The organism is Burkholderia sp. Bp8984, assembly GCF_003853755.1.
Classification (GTDB): Bacteria; Pseudomonadota; Gammaproteobacteria; order Burkholderiales; family Burkholderiaceae; genus Burkholderia.
The window spans coordinates 22,315-40,722 of record NZ_QTQN01000019.1 but is presented as its reverse complement, the minus strand read 5'-3'; the positions used below and the strand labels follow the sequence as shown (position 1 = coordinate 40,722).

Here is an 18,408-nt window from a genome sequence, read left to right as displayed (position 1 = left end):
CGGAAACTGGTGAGACGTTATGCAACCAGATCAGGTTTTCGGCAGCGTGACACCGCGCTGACCCTGATACTTGCCGCCGCGATCGGCGTACGACACGTCGCACACTTCGTCGCTTTCGAAGAACAGCACCTGCGCGACACCTTCGTTCGCGTAGATCTTCGCGGGCAGCGGCGTGGTATTCGAGAATTCCAGCGTGACGTAGCCTTCCCACTCGGGTTCGAACGGCGTCACGTTGACGATGATCCCGCAGCGCGCGTACGTCGACTTGCCGAGGCAGACGGTCAGCACGGTGCGCGGGATGCGGAAATATTCGACGGTGCGGGCCAGCGCGAACGAGTTCGGCGGGATGATGCACACGTCGCCCTTGAAATCGACAAACGAACCCTCGTCGAAGTTCTTCGGATCGACGATCGTCGAGTTGATGTTCGTGAAGATCTTGAATTCGTCCGCGCAGCGGATGTCGTAGCCGTAGCTCGACGTGCCGTAGCTGACGATCCGGCGGCCGTCCTCGGACGCGCGGACCTGATCGGGCACGAACGGCTCGATCATCTTGTGTTCTTCGGCCATGCGCCGAATCCACTTGTCGGACTTGATGCTCATGCCAGCCTCCGCCGGGCCGTCCCAAGAAGGCTGGCCGTCCCCGCGGGGGACAGCGGACGAAGTGAGCGTTGGGGTCGTTTCATATCGGGGCGCCAGGAAACGCTGCGTGACAGTCAGGAAGGGTCGCTCGCGACGCGGCGACCCGGAAAGGCGCACATTTTACGCGATCATCGGCTCGCGTACGCGGCAGCCGTCAACGGATCACGCCACAGGCGAGCGCGGGTCCCGCGCCATGCTGCGGAAACGCCGGATCGCTCGGGTCGCGGTGGACCAGCGCCGCGCGGTTCAGCGCGGAGCGCACGCCGTCGAGGGCCAGATCGGGCGCGACGATGAAACCGGCCGCGACGCCGTTCGCATCCGCATGGATGTTGCCGAGATCGCCGGCGACCCGCGCGCCCGCGCGCAGCCGGTCGGCGGCCGGCGCGAACACCTGGCCGGCGCTCGAGCCGTCGCCCGCGTTGCAGTCGCCGCGCTCGTGCACCTGCAGCGCGTGATCGCTGTTCGGCGGCAGGCCGGCCAGGTTGTACGTGACCTGGACGCCATCCGGGCGTTCGACGAACGTCACCGCGCCGCGCGCCTGCGAGCCGACGGTCGGCTGCAACTGCGCGTCGGCACGCTTTTCGTGCGACGAGGAAAAAGAGGTACAGCCGGCCAGCAGGCCCAGCGCGGCGGCGGCCAGCAGCGCGCGCCGCGCGCGGCCGGCGCGCACGCCGTGATGTCGTTGGTTCATTCGATCCTCATGCCGGCTGGCGGCCATTTGACACGGCGGCCATGCCGGGCGGGTAAAGGGACCCGGGAAAAGTCGCCATGATACCGCGCCTCGCGGCGCCGTAAACAGCGTGAGGCCCCGCCCCGCAAGGGTTTTACGTATTTTGAACAACGATCGACGGGAACTTCGACGTCATGTCGCGTGCGCGCTCGGCGATCGCCAGCGCGACCCCGCGCGCGATGTCGCGATAGCGCCGCGCCAGCGCGCCGTCCGGTTCGGCCGCGACCGTCGGCGTGCCGCTGTCGGCGCGCTCGCGGATCGCGATGTCGAGCGGCAGGCTGCCGAGCACGGTCACGCCGTAGTCCTGCGCCATCCGCTCGGCACCGCCCGCGCCGAAGATGTGCTCTTCGTGGCCGCAGTTCGAGCACACGTGGATGCTCATGTTCTCGACGATACCGAGGATCGGAATCCCGACCTTCTCGAACATCTTCAGGCCCTTCTTCGCGTCGAGCAGCGCGATGTCCTGCGGGGTCGTCACGATCACGGCGCCGGTCACCGGCACGCGCTGCGCGAGCGTGAGCTGGATGTCGCCCGTGCCCGGCGGCATGTCGACGATCAGGTAGTCGAGCTCGCGCCAGTTGGTCTGCCGCAGCAGTTGCTCGAGCGCCGACGTCGCCATCGGGCCGCGCCACACCATCGGGTTGTCTTCCTCGATCAGGAAGCCGATCGAGTTCGCCTGCAGCCCGTGGCCGACCAGCGGGTTCATCGACTGGTTGTCGGGCGACTCGGGCCGCTGGCCGTGAATGCCGAGCATGGTCGGCAGCGACGGACCGTAGATGTCGGCGTCGAGAATGCCGACCGACGCGCCTTCCGCGGCGAGCGCGAGCGCGAGGTTGACGGCCGTCGTGCTCTTGCCGACGCCGCCCTTGCCCGACGCGACCGCGACGATGTTCTTCACGTTCGGCAGCAGCTTCACGCCGCGCTGCACCGTGTGCGCGACGATCTCCTGCGACACGGCGACGCGTGCGTCGCGCACGCCCGGCACGGCCTTCAGCGCAGCGGCGATGCGCGCGCGCACGTCGTCGTGCTGGCTGCGCGCGGGATAGCCGAGCACCACGTCGACCGCCACGGCGTCGCCGTCGATCGCGACGTTGCGCACGCCCTTGTTCGCCGCGTAAGGACGGCCCGTATTGGGGTCGACGACAGCCGCCAATGCGGCGTCGACTTGTGCCCGGTCAATGCTCATCGAAACTCCGTGAAAACGTTTTTCTCTCGCGCAAACGTCAAGAAATATCAAATAACGCTGCGAAAATCGGGAAAAGTGAAAGAATCTGTTGCACGCCATTGCGCGAACGCGCGCGGCGGAGCAATCTTCGCGTGCGGCATGCTATGGGGCCAAATCGGCCACGAACCGCCTATATTGTAGAGGCTGACGCATCACCCTGTCCGGAACAGCCACGCTGGCGAACAGGGCATGCAGCCGCCTCGGCGGCTGCCGCGGGCACGGGCCGGCCCACCTTTTTCGGGCGTCCGTGCCGGGAGCCGTAACTGTTGTTTGTCGTCGTTGTCGACTCGTTCAACCAAGAGAGGAATTCAAGATGAACATGAAAATCGCGACTCGCCTGTCCGTCTTCGCCTTGGCCGGCGCACTGCTGGCAGGCTGCGCCACGCAGCAAGGCAACAACACGGCCGTCGGGACCGGCACGGGCGCGGCGCTCGGCGCAGGCATCGGCGCGCTGGCCGGCGGCGGCAAGGGCGCGGCGATCGGCGCGGGCGTCGGCGCACTGGTCGGCGGCGTGACGGGTTACAACTGGCAGGCGATCAAGAACAAGCTCGCGCCGTCGGCAGCCAAGACGGGCACGCAGGTGACCGAGCAGCCGGACGGCTCGCTGAAGCTGAACGTGCCGAGCTCGGTGACGTTCGCGACCAACCAGTACGCGATCACGCCGGCCTTCACGCCGCTGCTGAACGACCTGGCGACGACGCTGAACCAGAACCCGCAAGTGACGGCGTCGATCGTCGGCTACACGGACAGCACGGGTTCGCAGCAGCTGAACCAGACGCTGTCGCAGAACCGTGCGCAGAGCGTCGTCAACGCGCTGGTCCAGCGCGGCGTCGCCGGCGGCCGCCTGTCGGCACAGGGCATGGGCCCGTCGAACCCGATCGCGGACAACGCGACCGAAGCCGGCCGCGCACAAAACCGCCGCGTCGAGATCTACCTGCGCGCAGCCCAGCAGTAAGCATCGTCGCGAGAGGAAACGGGGTCGCGCGCCGGGCGCGCGCCCCCGCCGCACAAGGCTTTCAGCGGGCTCCGTAACAAATCGAAAAAAATTTCGAACTTCTGTCGCGACCCGCGGTCTCTCTTTACGGTACGCGGCTGGCGCTGCCGGCGCGTCACCATTCTCCTCTTGTCGTTGTTGCTCCGGGGCCGAATTCGCCCCGGTTTTTTTTGCCCGGAATTCGCCTGCTGCATCGCAGCATCGCACCGCCTGGCACGCAGCCGCCGCGGCCCCGCCCCTTCCGGCGCCCGATCCACGGCGCCCGCGCCGGCTGACCTGCCCGCGCCCCTGCTAGAATCGCAGTTTCCGTCGTTTCCGCCGTTCTTCTACAGACCCTATGTCCGCATCCGACCTCACTTCCGTGCAGGCTGCGGCGCCGCAAGGCAGCCGCCAGATCCTCGTTACGTCCGCACTGCCCTATGCCAACGGCCAGATCCACATCGGCCACCTGGTCGAGTACATCCAGACCGACATCTGGGTGCGGACGCTGCGAATGCACGGTCACGAGGTCTACTACATCGGCGCCGACGACACGCACGGCACGCCGGTCATGCTGCGCGCGGAGAAGGAAGGCCTGACGCCGAAGCAGCTGATCGAGCGCGTGTGGACCGAGCACAAGCGCGACTTCGACAGCTTCGGCGTGTCGTTCGACAACTTCTACTCGACCGACTCGGACGAGAACCGCGTGCTGAGCGAGAAGATCTACCTCGCGCTGAAGGAAAACGACCTGATCGCCGAGCGCGAGATCGAACAGGCGTACGACCCGGTCAAGGAAATGTTCCTGCCGGACCGCTTCATCAAGGGCGAATGCCCGAAGTGCCACGCGAAGGACCAGTACGGCGACAACTGCGAAGTGTGCGGTTCGACCTACCTGCCGACCGAACTGCTGAACCCGTACTCGGTCGTGTCCGGTGCGACGCCGGTGCGCAAGACGTCGACGCACTACTTCTTCCGCCTGTCCGATCCGCGCTGCGAGTCGTTCCTGCGCGAATGGGTCAGCGGCCTCGCACAGCCCGAAGCGACCAACAAGATGCGTGAATGGCTCGGCGACGCCGGCGAGGCCAGGCTCGCCGACTGGGACATCTCGCGTGACGCGCCGTACTTCGGCTTCGAGATCCCGGGCGCGCCCGGCAAGTACTTCTACGTGTGGCTCGACGCGCCGGTCGGCTACTACGCGAGCTTCAAGAACCTGTGCGACCGCAACGGCATCGACTTCGATGCGTGGATCCGCCCGGGCACGAAGGCCGAGCAGTACCACTTCATCGGCAAGGACATCCTGTATTTCCACACGCTGTTCTGGCCGGCGATGCTCGAGTTCTCGGGCCATCGCACGCCGACCAACGTGTTCGCGCACGGCTTCCTGACGGTCGACGGCGCGAAGATGTCGAAGTCGCGCGGCACGTTCATCACCGCGCAGAGCTACATCGACACGGGCCTGAACCCGGAATGGCTGCGCTACTACTTCGCCGCGAAGCTGAACGCGACGATGGAAGACATCGACCTGAACCTCGACGATTTCCAGGCGCGCGTGAACAGCGACCTCGTCGGCAAGTACGTGAACATCGCGAGCCGCGCGGCCGGCTTCCTGCTCAAGCGTTTCGACGGCCGCGTGCAGGACAGCGCGATGAACCATCCGCTCGTCGCGACGCTGCGCGACGCGATTCCGGCGATCGCCGCGCACTACGAAGCGCGCGAATACAGCCGCGCGCTGCGCCAGACGATGGAGCTCGCGGACGAAGTGAACGCGTACGTCGACGGCGCGAAGCCGTGGGAACTCGCGAAGGATCCGGCCAACGCGGTCGCGCTGCACGAAACCTGCAGCGTGAGCCTCGAGGCGTTCCGCCTGCTGTCGCTCGCGCTGAAGCCGGTGATGCCGCGCGTGGCCGAAGCCGTCGAGGCCTTCTTCGGGATCGCGCCGCTCACGTGGGCCGACGCCGCGAAGCCGCTGTCGTCCGCGCAGCCGATCAAGGCGTACCAGCACCTGATGACGCGGGTCGATCCGAAGCAGATCGACGCGCTGCTCGCCGCGAACCGCGATTCGCTGCAGGCCGAGGCCGCCGGCGCCGCTGCCGCGGGGGCAACCGCCGCCAACGCCGCGAAGGACGCGAAAAACGCGAAGGCGAACGCGAAGGTGGCTGCGGCGAACGGTGAAGACGACGGCCCGATCTCGATCGACGATTTCGCGAAGATCGACCTGCGCATCGCGAAGATCGTCGCGTGTCAGGCCGTCGAGGGCTCCGACAAGCTGCTGCAGCTCACGCTCGACGTCGGCGAGGAAAAGACCCGCAACGTGTTCTCGGGCATCAAGTCCGCGTACCAGCCCGAGCAGCTCGTCGGCAAGCTGACGGTGATGGTCGCGAACCTCGCGCCGCGCAAGATGAAGTTCGGGCTGTCCGAAGGGATGGTGCTCGCCGCGTCGGCGGCCGACGAGAAGGCCGAGCCGGGCCTCTACATCCTCGAGCCGCACAGCGGCGCGAAGCCCGGCATGCGCGTGAAGTAAGCCGCACGCGCCGCTGCTTGCACAAGAAGCCCCGCACCACGTGCGGGGCTTTTTCATGGGCGGCCGCGAGCGGCGCCGCGGCCGGTGGTTGCAGGTCGGCGTGACGCTCGCCGCTACGCGGGCAGGCTTCGGCGCGTGCGCACGCGCGAACCGGAGCGCCGGCGCGCGTGGCCGACCGGCCAGGCGCCCGCTTCGTCACCGCTGGCCGAACCAGCGATCGAAACGCCGCGTGTAGTTCAGGTCGACGCCCTGGAACGTGCCGCCATACGCGGACACCGACCAGAAGCGCGTCAGGTTGATCGTCGCCTTGAACGCATTGCTCGCCGATTGCAGCCCTTGCTCGTAACCGAGCACGAAGCGCTCGTTGATCGCCTTCGAGATCTGCACGACCTGCGCATCGGTCAGGCCGACGTCGCTGCGGCCGATCGAGAATTCGTCGAGACCGATGCTCTGCGCGACGCGCTTGCCGGTCGCGCTGCCAAGCAGCCCGAGCGCGGCCGTCATCGCGTTCTGCTGGCCGACGTTGTTGCCCTGGTCGGTGCCGTGCCCGAACAGCAGCCACGACAGCTTTTCGTTGTCGGTGACGTTCGGCTCGGACACGAGCTTGACCGTCGGCGACTGGATCGTGCCGGTGACCTGCACGCCAGCCTCGACCTCCTGGTTGCGCCGCATCGCGAGGATGTTCACGCCCGGATTCGACACCGGGCCGTTGAACGTGAAGAAGCCGTTCTCGACCGCGAGCTTGCGGCCGAACGACGTATACGTCGAGCCTTCCGTCACGCGCACGTTGCCGACCGCGCGCAGCGGCACGCCGGGCGCGCTCATCACGGTGATCGTGCCGCGCAGGCCGAGATCCGCGCCGTGCCCCTTGAAGCGGAAGTTGTTGCCGAGCCCGATGTCGATGTTCGCGCGCGGCGCGAGCGACGGCGCCGGCTTGTCCTCGACCTTCTGCGGCTTCGCGACCGCCGTACCGGTCTGCACGTCGCCGCGCACCGTGCCGTCCGGGCGCACGATCACGACGTCGTCGGACAGGTGCGGCGCCGACTCCTCCGGCAGGTCGAACAGCGCGCGGTCGACGACGAACTTGCCGTCGATCGACAGTGCGCCGCGCGGCCCGTCGTTCGCGACGGTCGCCTTGCCCGACAGCGACAGCTTGCGATCCGGCGCCGCGAACAGCTCGAGCTTGTCCGCGACGATGCTCGCGGTCAGGTCGGGCGCCTCGCCGTCGAGACGCACGCGGCCGATCGCGCGCAGCGTTCCGTCGCCGCCGTGGAACTCGACCTGCTGGAATTCGACGAGGTTCTCCGCGAGCTTCACGCGCACGATGCCGTCCTTCAGCTGCACGCCCTGATCGACGAGCGTCGCGGACAGGTCGTCGCCGGTCAGCATCCCCGACACGTTCGGCTTCACCGGCGTGCCCGCGACCGTCAGCTTCAACGCCGCGCGCCCGCCGAGCAGGTAGCTCGGCCCGAACAGGTTGCCGGTCGCCTTCAGCGACGGAATGTCGGCGTCGATGCGGCCCGACAGCGGGCCGTCGTCGACGACGCCGAACACGCCGTCGCGCAGCGCGAACGGCACGGTGACGTTCGCGTCGAGCGTGCCGACCCGGTTCGCCTTCGCGAGCGCCACCACGTTGAGCCGGTTGCCGGGTGCAAAGCTCGCGCGCGCGGACAGGTCGGTCAGCCCGAGCGACGCAATACCGCGCCCGGTCTCGATCGTCACGTCGCCGCCGCGCCGCTTCACCTGCACGTAGCCCGTCGCGTTCGCGCCGAGCGAGAAATCCCAGTCGGCATCGAGCACGACGTCGGTGCGCACCGGCGGCCGCTGGCCCGTCAGTTCCTGGCGGATCTCGAGGAAACGGGCGACCGATGCATCGCGCACGGCACCTGCCGAGCGCATCTGGCCGTGGTCGAACACGAACGACTTCAGGTCGATCGCCGCGCCTTCGAGCGTGAGCCGCGTCGCGCCGAGCGTCACGCGGCCGGCGCCGGCCGACACCGCAAGCGGCGCCTGCAGCGCCACCGCCGGCGTGCCGCGGTTCGCGAGGCGCGTGACGGTGCCGTCCCAGCGCGTTCCGTCGCGGCTCTCGACCACGCCGCCGTTCGCCGCGAGCGTCAGGTCGATCACGCGGCCGCCGGCCGTCCCCATCGCCGACGCGTCGAGCGTGTGCTTCGCGCGCGTGCCGTCGAGGTTCGCGCGCAGCGATTTCAGTTGCAGCGAGCCGAGTGCGATGTCGGTCGCGTCGGCCGTGAACACGAGCGCGCCGTGCGCGCCGTCGCGGATGTCGGCGCGACCCTGCGCGGCACCGATCCGGTTCGAGCCGACCACGACGTGCTGGGCCTTGTAGGTGGCCGTCACGTTCGGATGCGCGAAGCTGCCGGTCAGCTCGCCCTGCGCCTGCACGAGCCCCTGCACGCCGAAGCCGAGCCGGTCGAGTTCCGGCGCGTCGACGACGAAGCGCAGCCGGTCGCCCGGCGCGCCGAAACTGCCGCGCAGGTCGACGTGGTTGCCCGCGATCGACAGCGTCGCATTGCTCGGCAGGATCCGCGAGCCGGCGAACTGCACGACGCCCGCGCCGGTCAGCGGCACGCCGTCGTACAGGCTGTCGCCGAGCTTGAAGGTCGCCTTCGTCGACACCTGCGGCGCGAACGCGCCGGATGCCGTCAGCGTGCCCGATACGCGCGTCTCGCCGCGCCTGGCCGGCGCCTTGGCCGCGGCGGCGGTTTTGGTCGCTGTTTTGGTCGCTGTTTTGGCCACTTTTGCCGCCGGCTTGCCGCTACCGGCCTTCGGCGCGCCCATCGCCGCGAGCAGCAGCGGATCGAACGCGGTCAGCGTCGCCTTCGCGTCGTAGCTCGAATGCGCATCGTGACGGAACACGCCGGTCAGGTCGATACGGCCCTTGCCCGCCGTCACGCGTGCATCGGTCAGCACCGTCTGCTGCGGCGTCAGGGCGACCTTCGCACGCGCGCCGAGCGCGAGCTTCGGATCGTTCAGGTCGAAATCGACGGTCGTCACGTCGCCGGCGAGCGTCACGCCGAGCGGCCCGCCCAGGCGCATCGGCCGCAACTCGGCAATGAAGGCGTTCAGGTCGAGATTCGCGACCTTCAGGTCGAAGCGGCCCTTGCCGCCCGTCAGCGTGCCGTTGCCGGTCACGCTGCCGTCGCGGATCAGTTTCAGCGCGAGGCCGTCGATTCGCTGCGCGTGCGCGTCGAGATGGACGGTCGCATGCGCGTCGACGACCGGCAGCAGGTGCTCGCCGAGCGTGCCGGGCTTCGCGTTGACGATCGACACGGGGCCGGTCACCGCGAACCCCTTCGCCGGGGCAGTGCCGGCCGGCGCGGTCACGGGCGCCAGCTCCGCGCGCACTGCGAGATCGGCGGCCGGCGCGCCCGGCGCGAGCGCCTGCGGGTTCACGTGATCGAACGCGAGCGACGCGCGCGTGAGCGGCACCGTGCCGAACGGCGCGGCCTCGACGTGCGCGCGGCCGTTCAGTTTCATCCCGCTCGCGGTCACGTCGGCGACGAGCGCTTCGAGCGAACCCGATACGTTCGCGCTCGCGTTGACCGCTTCGTCGGCGAGCTTGCCCACGTAGGTCGCGTTGCCCGTCAGCGCGAACGGCTTCACGCCGTCGAGCTTAGCGCGCGCGGTCAGCGCGCCGTACGGCGTGTCGACGCCATCGAGCGCGAGTTCATGGTGACGGCCGTCGCTGCGGCCGTTCAGCGCGAGATGGTCGAGCTGCGTCGTCGAGCCGCCTTCGTGGATCGCCAGGTGGTCGACACGCAGGTCGTCGATCCGCAACTGCAGCGGCAGGCTCAGGTCCTGCGGCGTCGCGGCCGGCTTCGATGGCCCCGGCACGATCCGCACGTCGACCGTGCCCGCGCGCAGGTAAGCGACCGACAGCCGCCACGGCGCGCGGGTCAGCACCCAGCGGCCGTCGAGCCGGTCGATCCGCACTTCGGTGCTCGTGCCGCCGGGGCTCGTCCACGCGAAGCCGCGCAGCCGCACGCCGGTCGCGAGCGCGCCGCCGTCCAGCGTGCCCGCCAGCCGGCCGCCGAGTACGCGCACGGCCGTCTGCCACGCGAGCCGCGTGCCGCGCTCGGTCGTCGCCGCGGCCAGCACGAGCCCGGCCGCCAGCACGACGAGCAGCACGGCCGTCACGAGCGTCCACGCGACGATCCGGCCCGCACGCACACGCCGCGGCCCGCGCGGCGGCGCACCGGGCGCGCGCTCGGGCGAGTCCGGATCGTTCGGCGGCGGCGTGTCGTTCGGGTCCTTCGTCATGCGGTTCGTGGCTCGTGCAACAAGGTCAGAAGGCGATGCCGAGCGTCAGGTACGGGCGCACGCTGTGGTTACGCAGTCCGTACGCGACGTCGACGTTGATCGGGCCGACGGGGCTGCGCCAGCGCGCGCCGATGCCGACGCCCGGGTAGAACACGCGCTCGCCCCACGCATCGGTCGCGGTGCCGATGTCGAAGAAGGTCGCGGCGCCCCAGTCGCGGTTGAACCAGTGCTGGTATTCGGCGGTGCCCGTCATCAGGTACTTGGTCGGCAGCACGGAGCCGGCGACGCTGTTGCCGATGCTCTGGTAACCGTAGCCGCGCACCGAGTTCGAGCCGCCCGCGCGGAACAGCAGCGATGCCGGCACGCCGGTCGAGCTGCCGCTCGTGAACACGCCGCCGAGCTCCGCGCGGAACACGAACAGGTCGCGCTTGCCGATCGGCACGTACTGCTGGCCGCGCGCGTAACCGCGGATGAAGGTCTGGTCGGTCAACACGCCCTTGATCGCGAAGCCGGCCTCCGCGTGGATCAGGTTGCCCGAGCGCGGGAACAGCGGATCGTCGACGTTGCGGCGCGTCCATGCCCACTGCGGCACCAGCGCGCGGCTCGTGGTCGGGCCGGCGCCGTTCTGGTCGAGCCGGTCCTGGTAGAACATCAGCGAGTACGCGTAGTCGATGAACTGGCCGGTGCGCGTGCGCTGCACGCCGACCCGCGCGCTGTAGATGCGCGTGTCCGACACGTTGGTGTTCGTGTACGACGCGAGCACGCTGTTGGTCCACCCTTTCGCGCCGGGCGGCATCGACAGCTGGACCTGGCCGTACTGCTGGATCTGGTCGAGCCGGCCCGACACGGTGAACGGCCACGCGGCGCCGAACGTGTCGAGATACGTGTAGGAGCCCTGCACGTGCGGGCCCGTATCGGTCGCGTAGCCGACGCCGCCGCGAATGTTGTTGTACGGGAACTCGCTGACCTTCACGTGCACGGGCGTACGCTCGGGCTTCGACGTATCGTCGCCGACGTCGATCGCGACGCTCGCGTAGTACGGCGTGTTCTGCAGTTGCCGCTGCAGCTCGGTGATCCGCTGCACGTCGTAGATCTCGCCTTCCGACAGCGGATTGACGTTCGTGACGATCTTCTCCGGGTAGCGGCGCACGCCATCGACATCGACCTTGCCGATCGTGAATGTCGGGCCGCTGTCGAACGTGACGGCCAGCGTCGCGCGCTGCGTGCGCGAGTCGATGCGCGCCTCCGACGACGCGATCTTCGCGCCCAGGTAGCGGCGCGCCTGCAATTGCCTGAGCGCCGCGCCCTTCGCGACGTCCCAGTCCGATTGCGTGAACGGGTCGCCCGGCTTCAGCGAAAACGCGAAGCGGGTCGCGGCCTCCTGCTTCGGATCCTCGGTGCCGACCGGGCCCTTGAACGTCAGGTCGACCGTCGACACGACGGTCTGCGGCCCCGGATCGACGGCGACGCGCACGTCACGCTTGCCGTCGCGCGTGCGCACGTCGGTGCGCACGACCGGCGAAAAATAGCCGGCCGTCGCGGTCAGGTCGCGCACCTGCTGCGGTGTCGCGGTCACGAGGAAGTCGAACTGGTCGTCGCTGATGTCGTCGCGCTTCGCGAAGCGCGCGATGTCGAGATGGGTCTTGAGTAGCTTGCGGATCGAGCGCGGCGCGTCGATGTCGACGTCGTACTTCGCGTAGGCCGGCAGCACGACGAACGCGGCGAGACAGCCGACGAGGGCTGCCCGGGCCGCCGCACCGGCGCCGCGCCGTGCGCGACGACCGGGGTGTCGGGCCGCGCGCGGGCTCGTCTCATGCGTCGTGTGTGCTTGCTGGTTCGCGTGACCCGCCAAATATGACCTCACCCTCGGTTGTCGTGATTCCGTGGAAAACCCTGTATTTGACCACAAGGCGGCGGCCCTGCCCGCGCGGGCCCCGCTTTGACGCTTGCGCGCAACGACGCGCGCACGGGCCCGGCCGGTCGCGCCGCGGGCACCGGCCAGCGGATTCGACGCGCGATTGCCGCCGGCTGTTCCCCGCGATGCGGTAAAATCCCGCCATCGCGAATCCGGCGCATCGTGCGCCGCCCGAAACGGAAAGCCAAGCCATGCCGTACCAGTCCGACGTCACGCAATTCCTGAACCAGCTCAAGCAACAGAAGCCGACGCTCGAAGAAGAGCAGCGCAAGGGCCGCTCCCTGCTGTGGGACAAGCAGCCGATCGACCTCGACGAGCGTGCCGAGCAGCAGGAATCGCGCGTGAAGCAAACGTCCTACGTCTACTACCAGAACTTCTGACGACGTGAGCGCCGCCGACGAGGCCAGCGCCGCCCGGCAGGACGACGCGATCGCCGCGCCCGCGGGCGCCGATTCGACGCCCGACACGGTCGACGGTGTCGCGGCGTTCGCACGCCTGTACGGCGAGCCGCTCTTCAAGCTGCCGCAGGACCTCTACATCCCGCCCGATGCGCTCGAGGTGTTCCTCGAGACGTTCGAAGGCCCGCTCGACCTGCTGCTGTACCTGATCCGCAAGCAGAACTTCAACGTGCTCGACATCCCGATGGCGCAGGTCACCGCGCAATATCTGGGTTACGTCGACCAGATCCGCACGTCGAACCTCGAGCTGGCCGCCGAATACCTGCTGATGGCCGCGATGCTGATCGAGATCAAGTCGCGGATGCTGTTGCCGGTCAAGAAGGCCGACACGGGCGAGGAAGCCGAGGACCCGCGCGCGGAACTCGTGCGCCGCCTGCTCGAATACGAGCAGATGAAGCTCGCCGCGCAACGTCTCGACCAGTTGCCGCAGCTCGGCCGCGACTTCCTGCGCGCCGAGGTCTACATCGAGCAGAGCATCACGCCGCGCTTTCCCGACGTGAACTCGGACGACCTGCGCGCCGCGTGGGCCGACGTGCTCAAGCGCGCGAAGCTCGTCCAGCACCACAAGATCTCCCGCGAGGAGTTGTCGGTGCGCGAACACATGAGCCTGATCCTGCGCAAGCTGCAGAACGCGCGCTTCATGGAGTTCGCCGACCTGTTCGACACGTCGCGCGGCGTGCCGGTCGTGGTCGTGAACTTCATCGCGATGCTCGAACTCGCGCGCGAATCGCTCGTCGAGATCACGCAGCCCGAACCGTTCGCGCCGATCTACGTGCGCCTCGCGTACCTGCCCGCGTAAGGCGCCCGCCGCCCCCGCCTCACCCCGCACACCGAAACACGCCGCATCCCGCCGCCGGGCCCGCCCGCGCGGGCTGCCTGCGGCGCGCCCGCGTAAAAAGTGAACGATCGTACTTTTTTCGATGCGTCCGGCGGCCAAATCCTCTACAATCCGCCGACGCCCGATGCGCCGCCCGCGCGCCGGCGTTCTCCGCTTCGACCCCGACGCCGCTGTTGCGGCGCCAACGCGCGCCTGCGCGAGGAACCCGCTACCCGATCATGAAAGTCATCAGCTCGATCCAGGAACTGCGCGACCAGTTGCGCGGACAGAACCGCACGGCGTTCGTGCCGACGATGGGCAACCTGCACGAAGGTCACCTGTCGCTGATGCGCCTCGCGCGCCAGCACGGCGACCCGGTCGTGGCGAGCATCTTCGTCAACCGGCTGCAGTTCGGCCCGAACGAGGATTTCGACAAATATCCGCGCACGCTGCAGGACGATATCGAGAAGCTGCAGAAGGAAAACGTCTACGTGCTGTTCGCGCCGACCGAGCGCGACATGTATCCGGAGCCGCAGGAGTACCGCGTGCTGCCGCCCGACGACCTCGGCGGGATTCTCGAGGGCGAGTTCCGCCCCGGCTTCTTCGCCGGCGTGTGCACGGTCGTCACCAAGCTGATGTCCTGCGTGCAGCCGCGCGTCGCCGTGTTCGGCAAGAAGGATTACCAGCAGCTGATGATCGTGCGCCGCATGTGCCAGCAGCTCGCGCTGCCGGTCGAGATCATCGCGGCCGAGACCGTGCGCGACGAGGACGGCCTCGCGCTGTCGTCGCGCAACCGCTACCTGACGACCGACGAGCGCAAGGAAGCGCCCGAGCTCGCGAAGACGCTGCAACGCGTGCGCGAGAGCGTGCTCGGCGGCGAGCGCGACCTCGGCACGCTCGAGCAGCACGCGCGCACGCATCTGGCCGAGCGCGGCTGGGCGCCCGACTACATCGCGATCCGCCGCCGCGCGAACCTGATCGCGCCGAGCGCCGCCGAGCTCGAAGCCGGCGAGCCGCTCGTCGTGCTCGCGGCCGCGAAGCTCGGCGCGACGCGCCTGATCGACAACCTGGAAATCTGACGGGCCGCCCGCCCTCGCCTCACACGCATCACGGAGATACCATGCAGCGCCACATGCTCAAATCGAAGATCCACCGCGCGGCCGTCACGCACTGCGAGCTGCATTACGAAGGCTCGTGCGCGATCGACGAAGACCTGCTCGAAGCGGCGGGCCTGATCGAAAACGAACGGATCGACATCTGGAACATCAACAATGGCGAGCGCTTCTCGACCTACGCGATCAAGGGCGAGCGCGGCAGCGGGATGATCTCGCTGAACGGCTCGGCCGCGCGCCGCGCGCAACTCGGCGACCTCGTGATCATCGCGGCGTTCGCGATGGTCGACGAAGCCGAGCTGCAGGCCGGCTGGAAGCCGAAGCTCGTGTTCATCGACGAAGGCAACAAGATCAAGGGCCACCGCGACCACGTGCCGACGCAGAACTGGACCTGATTCACGCGGCCGGCCGGCGTATCGCGGCGCGCCGGATCGCTGCCGCGGCGCCCCGCGCGCCGGGGCGGCCGAAGCCGCGCAGCCGCATACGTACGAAGGGCCTGATCCGGCACGCTGCCGCATCAGGCCCTTCTTCATTGGAGCGGGAACCGACCGAATTCGACCGGCTGCGCCGCGCGGGTTCGCCTCGCGCATCCGCCTCGCGCGCTCAGGACGCCTTCGCGACCTTCTCCGCTTTCGGTGCACGGCGCTCGGCCCATTCGACGATCGGCCGCCACTGCTCGAGGTCCTTCTCGACGCGGCTCTTCGCGACGTCCCACAGCGTCAGGCCGTGCGCGGCGATCTGCACGTAGTTCTGCGTGTCGCGCACGTAGCCGAGCACCGGCAGCCCGAGCCCTTCGACGAAACGGTGCAGCTGGTCGGACGAGCGCGTGCGCGCGTCGACCCGCATCCCGACGATCCCGACCTCGACGCTGCCCTTGCGCACGGCCTTCTCGCCGGCGAGGCGCTCCAGAAACTGCTGGGTCGCGAGAATATCGAACATCGACGGCTGCAGCGGCACGATCACCTTGTCGGCGAGCTGCAGCGCGACGTTGAGCCGGTTGCCGTGCAGCCCGGCCGGCGTGTCGATCACCGCGTATTCGAGGCCGCGCGGCGGCTTCGACGGCGCATCCGGGTCGAGCTCCCACGCCTCGATCGGCGGCAGGCCGGCCGGCCGCAGGTCGAGCCACGCATGCGCGGACTGCTGCCGGTCCAGATCGGCGAGCGCGACCCATGCGCCCTGCGCCGCGAAATAGCCGGCAAGATTGGTGGACAGCGTGCTCTTCCCCACGCCGCCCTTCGGATTCGCCACCACGATGACCGTCATGAATTCCCCCGAAAAAGCCGTGCGGCGCCTGCCGCCCTGGCAGGCGCCGCTCGATTGCGGATACAGGGAGCGATGATATCGGCAAACGGGGTGTCACCGGAACGGGTTGCGCCGAAGCCCGCCCCGTTTATGCGGTCCGCGTCGCGGCGCGCGGTGCGCCGAGCGCGAACGCACCGCCGCCCAGCAGCGCCTGCACGGCCAGCGTGACGGCCCAGAACGCCGGGTATTCCCAGCCGCCGTTCGGCGACGCGAAGCTCCAGCCGTTCGGCAGATGCGCGGACACCGCGCCGAGCATGAACGGCAGCAGCACGAGTGCGGCGATCCGCACGCGGAAGCCCGCGAGCAGCGCGAGGCCGCCGGCCAGTTCGACGACGGTGGTGACATACGCGAGCCAGCCCGGCAGGCCGATCGACGCGAAAAACTGCGCGGTGCCGGGCAGCGTGAAGACGAACACCTTCTGCGCGACGTGCGCGAGGTACAGCACGCCGAGTGCGACACGCAGCAGCGTCGCGCCGAGATCGTTCAGGCGATTGGGGTTCATGGCGAATTCCTTCGTGAGTGGATGGGAATGGATCGCACTCTATTCGAATCGTTTCGACCAATAAACATGCATTTCGGCTTTAACTGATTCCTGAATGGAACGAATCGGATCATGAAAAAGGGCATGACCGATCATGCCCCGATGCCAGCACCCCGCCGCGAACCTCAGCCGCCGCTCTTGCCCTGGGCGGCGTCGCCCGAGCCGGCCGGCCCGCCGCCCGGCGCATACGAATCGCACGCGTGCGCAAGCGCCGACGCGCCCAGCAGCACCGCGAGCAGCACACTCAACCACCATCGAGCCTTCATCGTCGCGCTCCTTCGGGCGGACCTCCGCCCATCTGAGTTGTACGCGATCCGCCGCAAAATGCCAGGCCGGCACGCCATGCGTCAGCGGAACTCGGCGTACAGCGCGCGCAGGTCGAGATGCTCGGCGAACGAATCGGCCAGCCGCTCCAGCGACGCCTCGCGCAGCGCCGGATAGTCGATGCGTTCCGCGCCGTCGAGCCCCGCCCATGCGAGCAGTGCCGCGCACGCGTCGGGCGCGTCGAACAGCCCGTGCACGTAGGTCGCGAGGATCTGCCCGTCGGCCGACCGTGCGCCGTCCGGGCGCACGCCGCCCGGTGCGTCGCCCGCCGCCAGTTCCAGCGCGGGCGCCGCGAGCGCGGGCCCGCGCGTGTCGCCCATGTGGATCTCGTAGCCGTGCACCGCGGCAGCGCCCGGCAGCGCGAGCTGCCCGGTCACGTTCTTCAGCGTCTTGTCCGGCTGCAGCGTCGTGTCGAAATCGAGCAACCCGAGCCCCGCCACGCTGCCGGGCGCCCCTTCGAGGCCGAGCGGATCGTCCAGCGTGCGGCCGAGCATCTGCATCCCGCCGCAGATGCCGATCACCTTGCCGCCATAGCGCAGGTGCCGGCGGATCACCGCGTCCCAGCCCGCGTCGCGCAGCCACGCGAGATCGCGCTGCACGCTCTTCGAGCCGGGCAGGATCAGCAGGTCGGCGTCCGGCACCGGGCCGCTCTTCCAGTACGTGAACTCGACCTGCGGATGCGCACGCAGCGGGTCGAAATCGGTATGGTTGCTGATCCGCGGCAAGGCGGGCACCACCACGCGCAGCACGCCGGCATCGCCGCGCGCGGCGGCGCTGCGCGCCTGCGACGGCAGCATGTCCTCGGCATCGAGCATCAGCCCGTGCAGGTACGGCAGCACGCCGAATACCGGCTTGCCCGTCTGCGCGCGCAGCCAGTCGAGGCCCGGTTCGAGCAGCCTGATGTCGCCGCGAAAGCGGTTGATGACGAAGCCGCGCACGCGCGCGCGCTCGCTGTCCGACAGGCACGCGAGCGTGCCGACCAGGTGCGCGAACACGCCGCCGCGGTCGATGTCGGCCACCAGCACGACCGGGCAGTCGACGCGCTCGGCGAAGCCCATGTTCGCGATGTCGCCTTCGCGCAGGTTGATTTCGGCCGGGCTGCCCGCGCCTTCGACGAGCACCGTGTCGTAGCCGGCGCGCAGCCGCGCGTAGGACTCGAGCACCGCGTCGAACGCGACCGGCTTGTAGTCGTGGTAAGCACGCGCGTCGAGGTTCATGCGCGCCTTGCCGTGAATGATCACCTGCGCGCCGCGGTCGCTGGTCGGCTTCAGCAGCACCGGATTGAAATCCGTATGCGGCGCGACGCCGGCGGCCAGCGCCTGCAGCGCCTGCGCGCGGCCGATCTCGCCGCCGTCGGCCGTCACCGCGCTGTTCAGTGCCATGTTCTGCGGCTTGAACGGCGCGACCCGCGCGCCCGCACGGCGCGCGAGGCGGCACAGGCCCGCGACGAGCGTGCTCTTGCCCGCGTCGGACGTCGTGCCCTGGATCATCAACGTGCCGTGCGGCTGCGGTTCGGGTGCGTTCATCGTGTGCAAAGTCGTGGCGAAGCAAACGCGCATTATCGCCCGCG

15 protein-coding genes are annotated in these 18,408 nt (G+C 68.9%); 6 read left to right on the top strand and 9 right to left on the bottom strand.

The genetic code is table 11. The features are described 5' to 3' along the window. Positions 1–30: 30 nt before the first annotated feature. From dcd to apbC, 3 genes are all read right to left on the bottom strand, one after another. Positions 31–600, bottom strand: a complete 570-nt coding sequence (dcd, locus tag DID98_RS19890) for a dCTP deaminase (RefSeq protein WP_006398615.1) — start codon at positions 598–600, stop codon at positions 31–33. A 193-nt stretch (positions 601–793) separates the two neighbouring features. Continuing rightward, positions 794–1,330 (bottom strand): superoxide dismutase [Cu-Zn], encoded by a 537-nt coding sequence (sodC, locus tag DID98_RS19885; protein WP_044847724.1) that lies wholly within the window; start codon positions 1,328–1,330, stop codon positions 794–796. Between the two features lie 133 nt (positions 1,331–1,463). Next, entirely contained in the window at positions 1,464–2,555 is a 1,092-nt protein-coding gene (gene apbC / locus DID98_RS19880; RefSeq protein ID WP_044847723.1) for an iron-sulfur cluster carrier protein ApbC, read from the bottom strand. Between the two features lie 352 nt (positions 2,556–2,907). Between apbC and DID98_RS19875 the strand changes: the two genes are divergently transcribed. Next, positions 2,908–3,549: an OmpA family protein gene (locus DID98_RS19875; RefSeq protein ID WP_124488454.1), complete on the top strand. Its 642-nt coding sequence runs from the start codon at positions 2,908–2,910 to the stop codon at positions 3,547–3,549. Between the two features lie 376 nt (positions 3,550–3,925). Further along, positions 3,926–6,088 (top strand): methionine--tRNA ligase, encoded by a 2,163-nt coding sequence (metG, locus tag DID98_RS19865; protein ID WP_124571270.1) that lies wholly within the window; start codon positions 3,926–3,928, stop codon positions 6,086–6,088. 195 nt (positions 6,089–6,283) lie between these two features. Here metG and DID98_RS19860 read toward each other — a convergent pair whose 3' ends face one another. Together DID98_RS19860 and DID98_RS19855 are read right to left on the bottom strand one after the other, a co-directional pair. Beyond that, the gene (locus tag DID98_RS19860) at positions 6,284–10,369 is read right to left on the bottom strand and encodes a translocation/assembly module TamB domain-containing protein (RefSeq protein ID WP_124571269.1); all 4,086 of its coding nucleotides are present in this window, start codon (positions 10,367–10,369) and stop codon (positions 6,284–6,286) included. Positions 10,370–10,394: 25 nt separating this feature from the next. Further along, the gene (locus DID98_RS19855; protein ID WP_124571310.1) at positions 10,395–12,221 is read right to left on the bottom strand and encodes an autotransporter assembly complex family protein; all 1,827 of its coding nucleotides are present in this window, start codon (positions 12,219–12,221) and stop codon (positions 10,395–10,397) included. A 254-nt stretch (positions 12,222–12,475) separates the two neighbouring features. On the opposite strand from DID98_RS19855, the gene DID98_RS19850 reads away from it, so the two are divergent. The 4 genes from DID98_RS19850 to panD all read left to right on the top strand — a co-directional run bounded on the left by DID98_RS19850 (position 12,476) and on the right by panD (position 15,066). Next, entirely contained in the window at positions 12,476–12,664 is a 189-nt protein-coding gene (locus DID98_RS19850) for a DUF3460 family protein (protein WP_044849219.1), read from the top strand. 4 nt (positions 12,665–12,668) lie between these two features. After that, a complete protein-coding gene (locus DID98_RS19845; RefSeq protein ID WP_044849220.1) occupies positions 12,669–13,541 on the top strand; it encodes a ScpA family protein in 873 nt (290 codons plus the stop codon). A 257-nt stretch (positions 13,542–13,798) separates the two neighbouring features. Next, positions 13,799–14,638 carry a pantoate--beta-alanine ligase gene (panC, locus tag DID98_RS19840; RefSeq protein WP_124521549.1) on the top strand — a complete coding sequence of 280 codons (840 nt, stop codon included), beginning with the start codon at positions 13,799–13,801 and terminating at the stop codon, positions 14,636–14,638. Positions 14,639–14,679: 41 nt separating this feature from the next. Further along, positions 14,680–15,066, top strand: a complete 387-nt coding sequence (panD, locus tag DID98_RS19835) for an aspartate 1-decarboxylase (protein ID WP_006484038.1) — start codon at positions 14,680–14,682, stop codon at positions 15,064–15,066. A gap of 208 nt (positions 15,067–15,274) precedes the next feature. Here the strand turns inward: panD and DID98_RS19830 are convergent, their stop codons facing one another. The 4 genes from DID98_RS19830 to DID98_RS19820 form a co-directional block, all read right to left on the bottom strand. Further along, a complete protein-coding gene (locus DID98_RS19830; RefSeq protein WP_044849222.1) occupies positions 15,275–15,934 on the bottom strand; it encodes a ParA family protein in 660 nt (219 codons plus the stop codon). A 127-nt stretch (positions 15,935–16,061) separates the two neighbouring features. Continuing rightward, on the bottom strand, positions 16,062–16,475 hold the full coding sequence (locus tag DID98_RS19825) for a DoxX family protein (protein WP_044849223.1): 414 nt from the start codon (positions 16,473–16,475) through the stop codon (positions 16,062–16,064). 164 nt (positions 16,476–16,639) lie between these two features. Then, positions 16,640–16,780 (bottom strand): hypothetical protein, encoded by a 141-nt coding sequence (locus DID98_RS35885; protein ID WP_185640879.1) that lies wholly within the window; start codon positions 16,778–16,780, stop codon positions 16,640–16,642. 81 nt (positions 16,781–16,861) lie between these two features. Continuing rightward, positions 16,862–18,364, bottom strand: a complete 1,503-nt coding sequence (locus tag DID98_RS19820) for a cobyric acid synthase (protein ID WP_124571268.1) — start codon at positions 18,362–18,364, stop codon at positions 16,862–16,864. Positions 18,365–18,408: the final 44 nt, after the last annotated feature.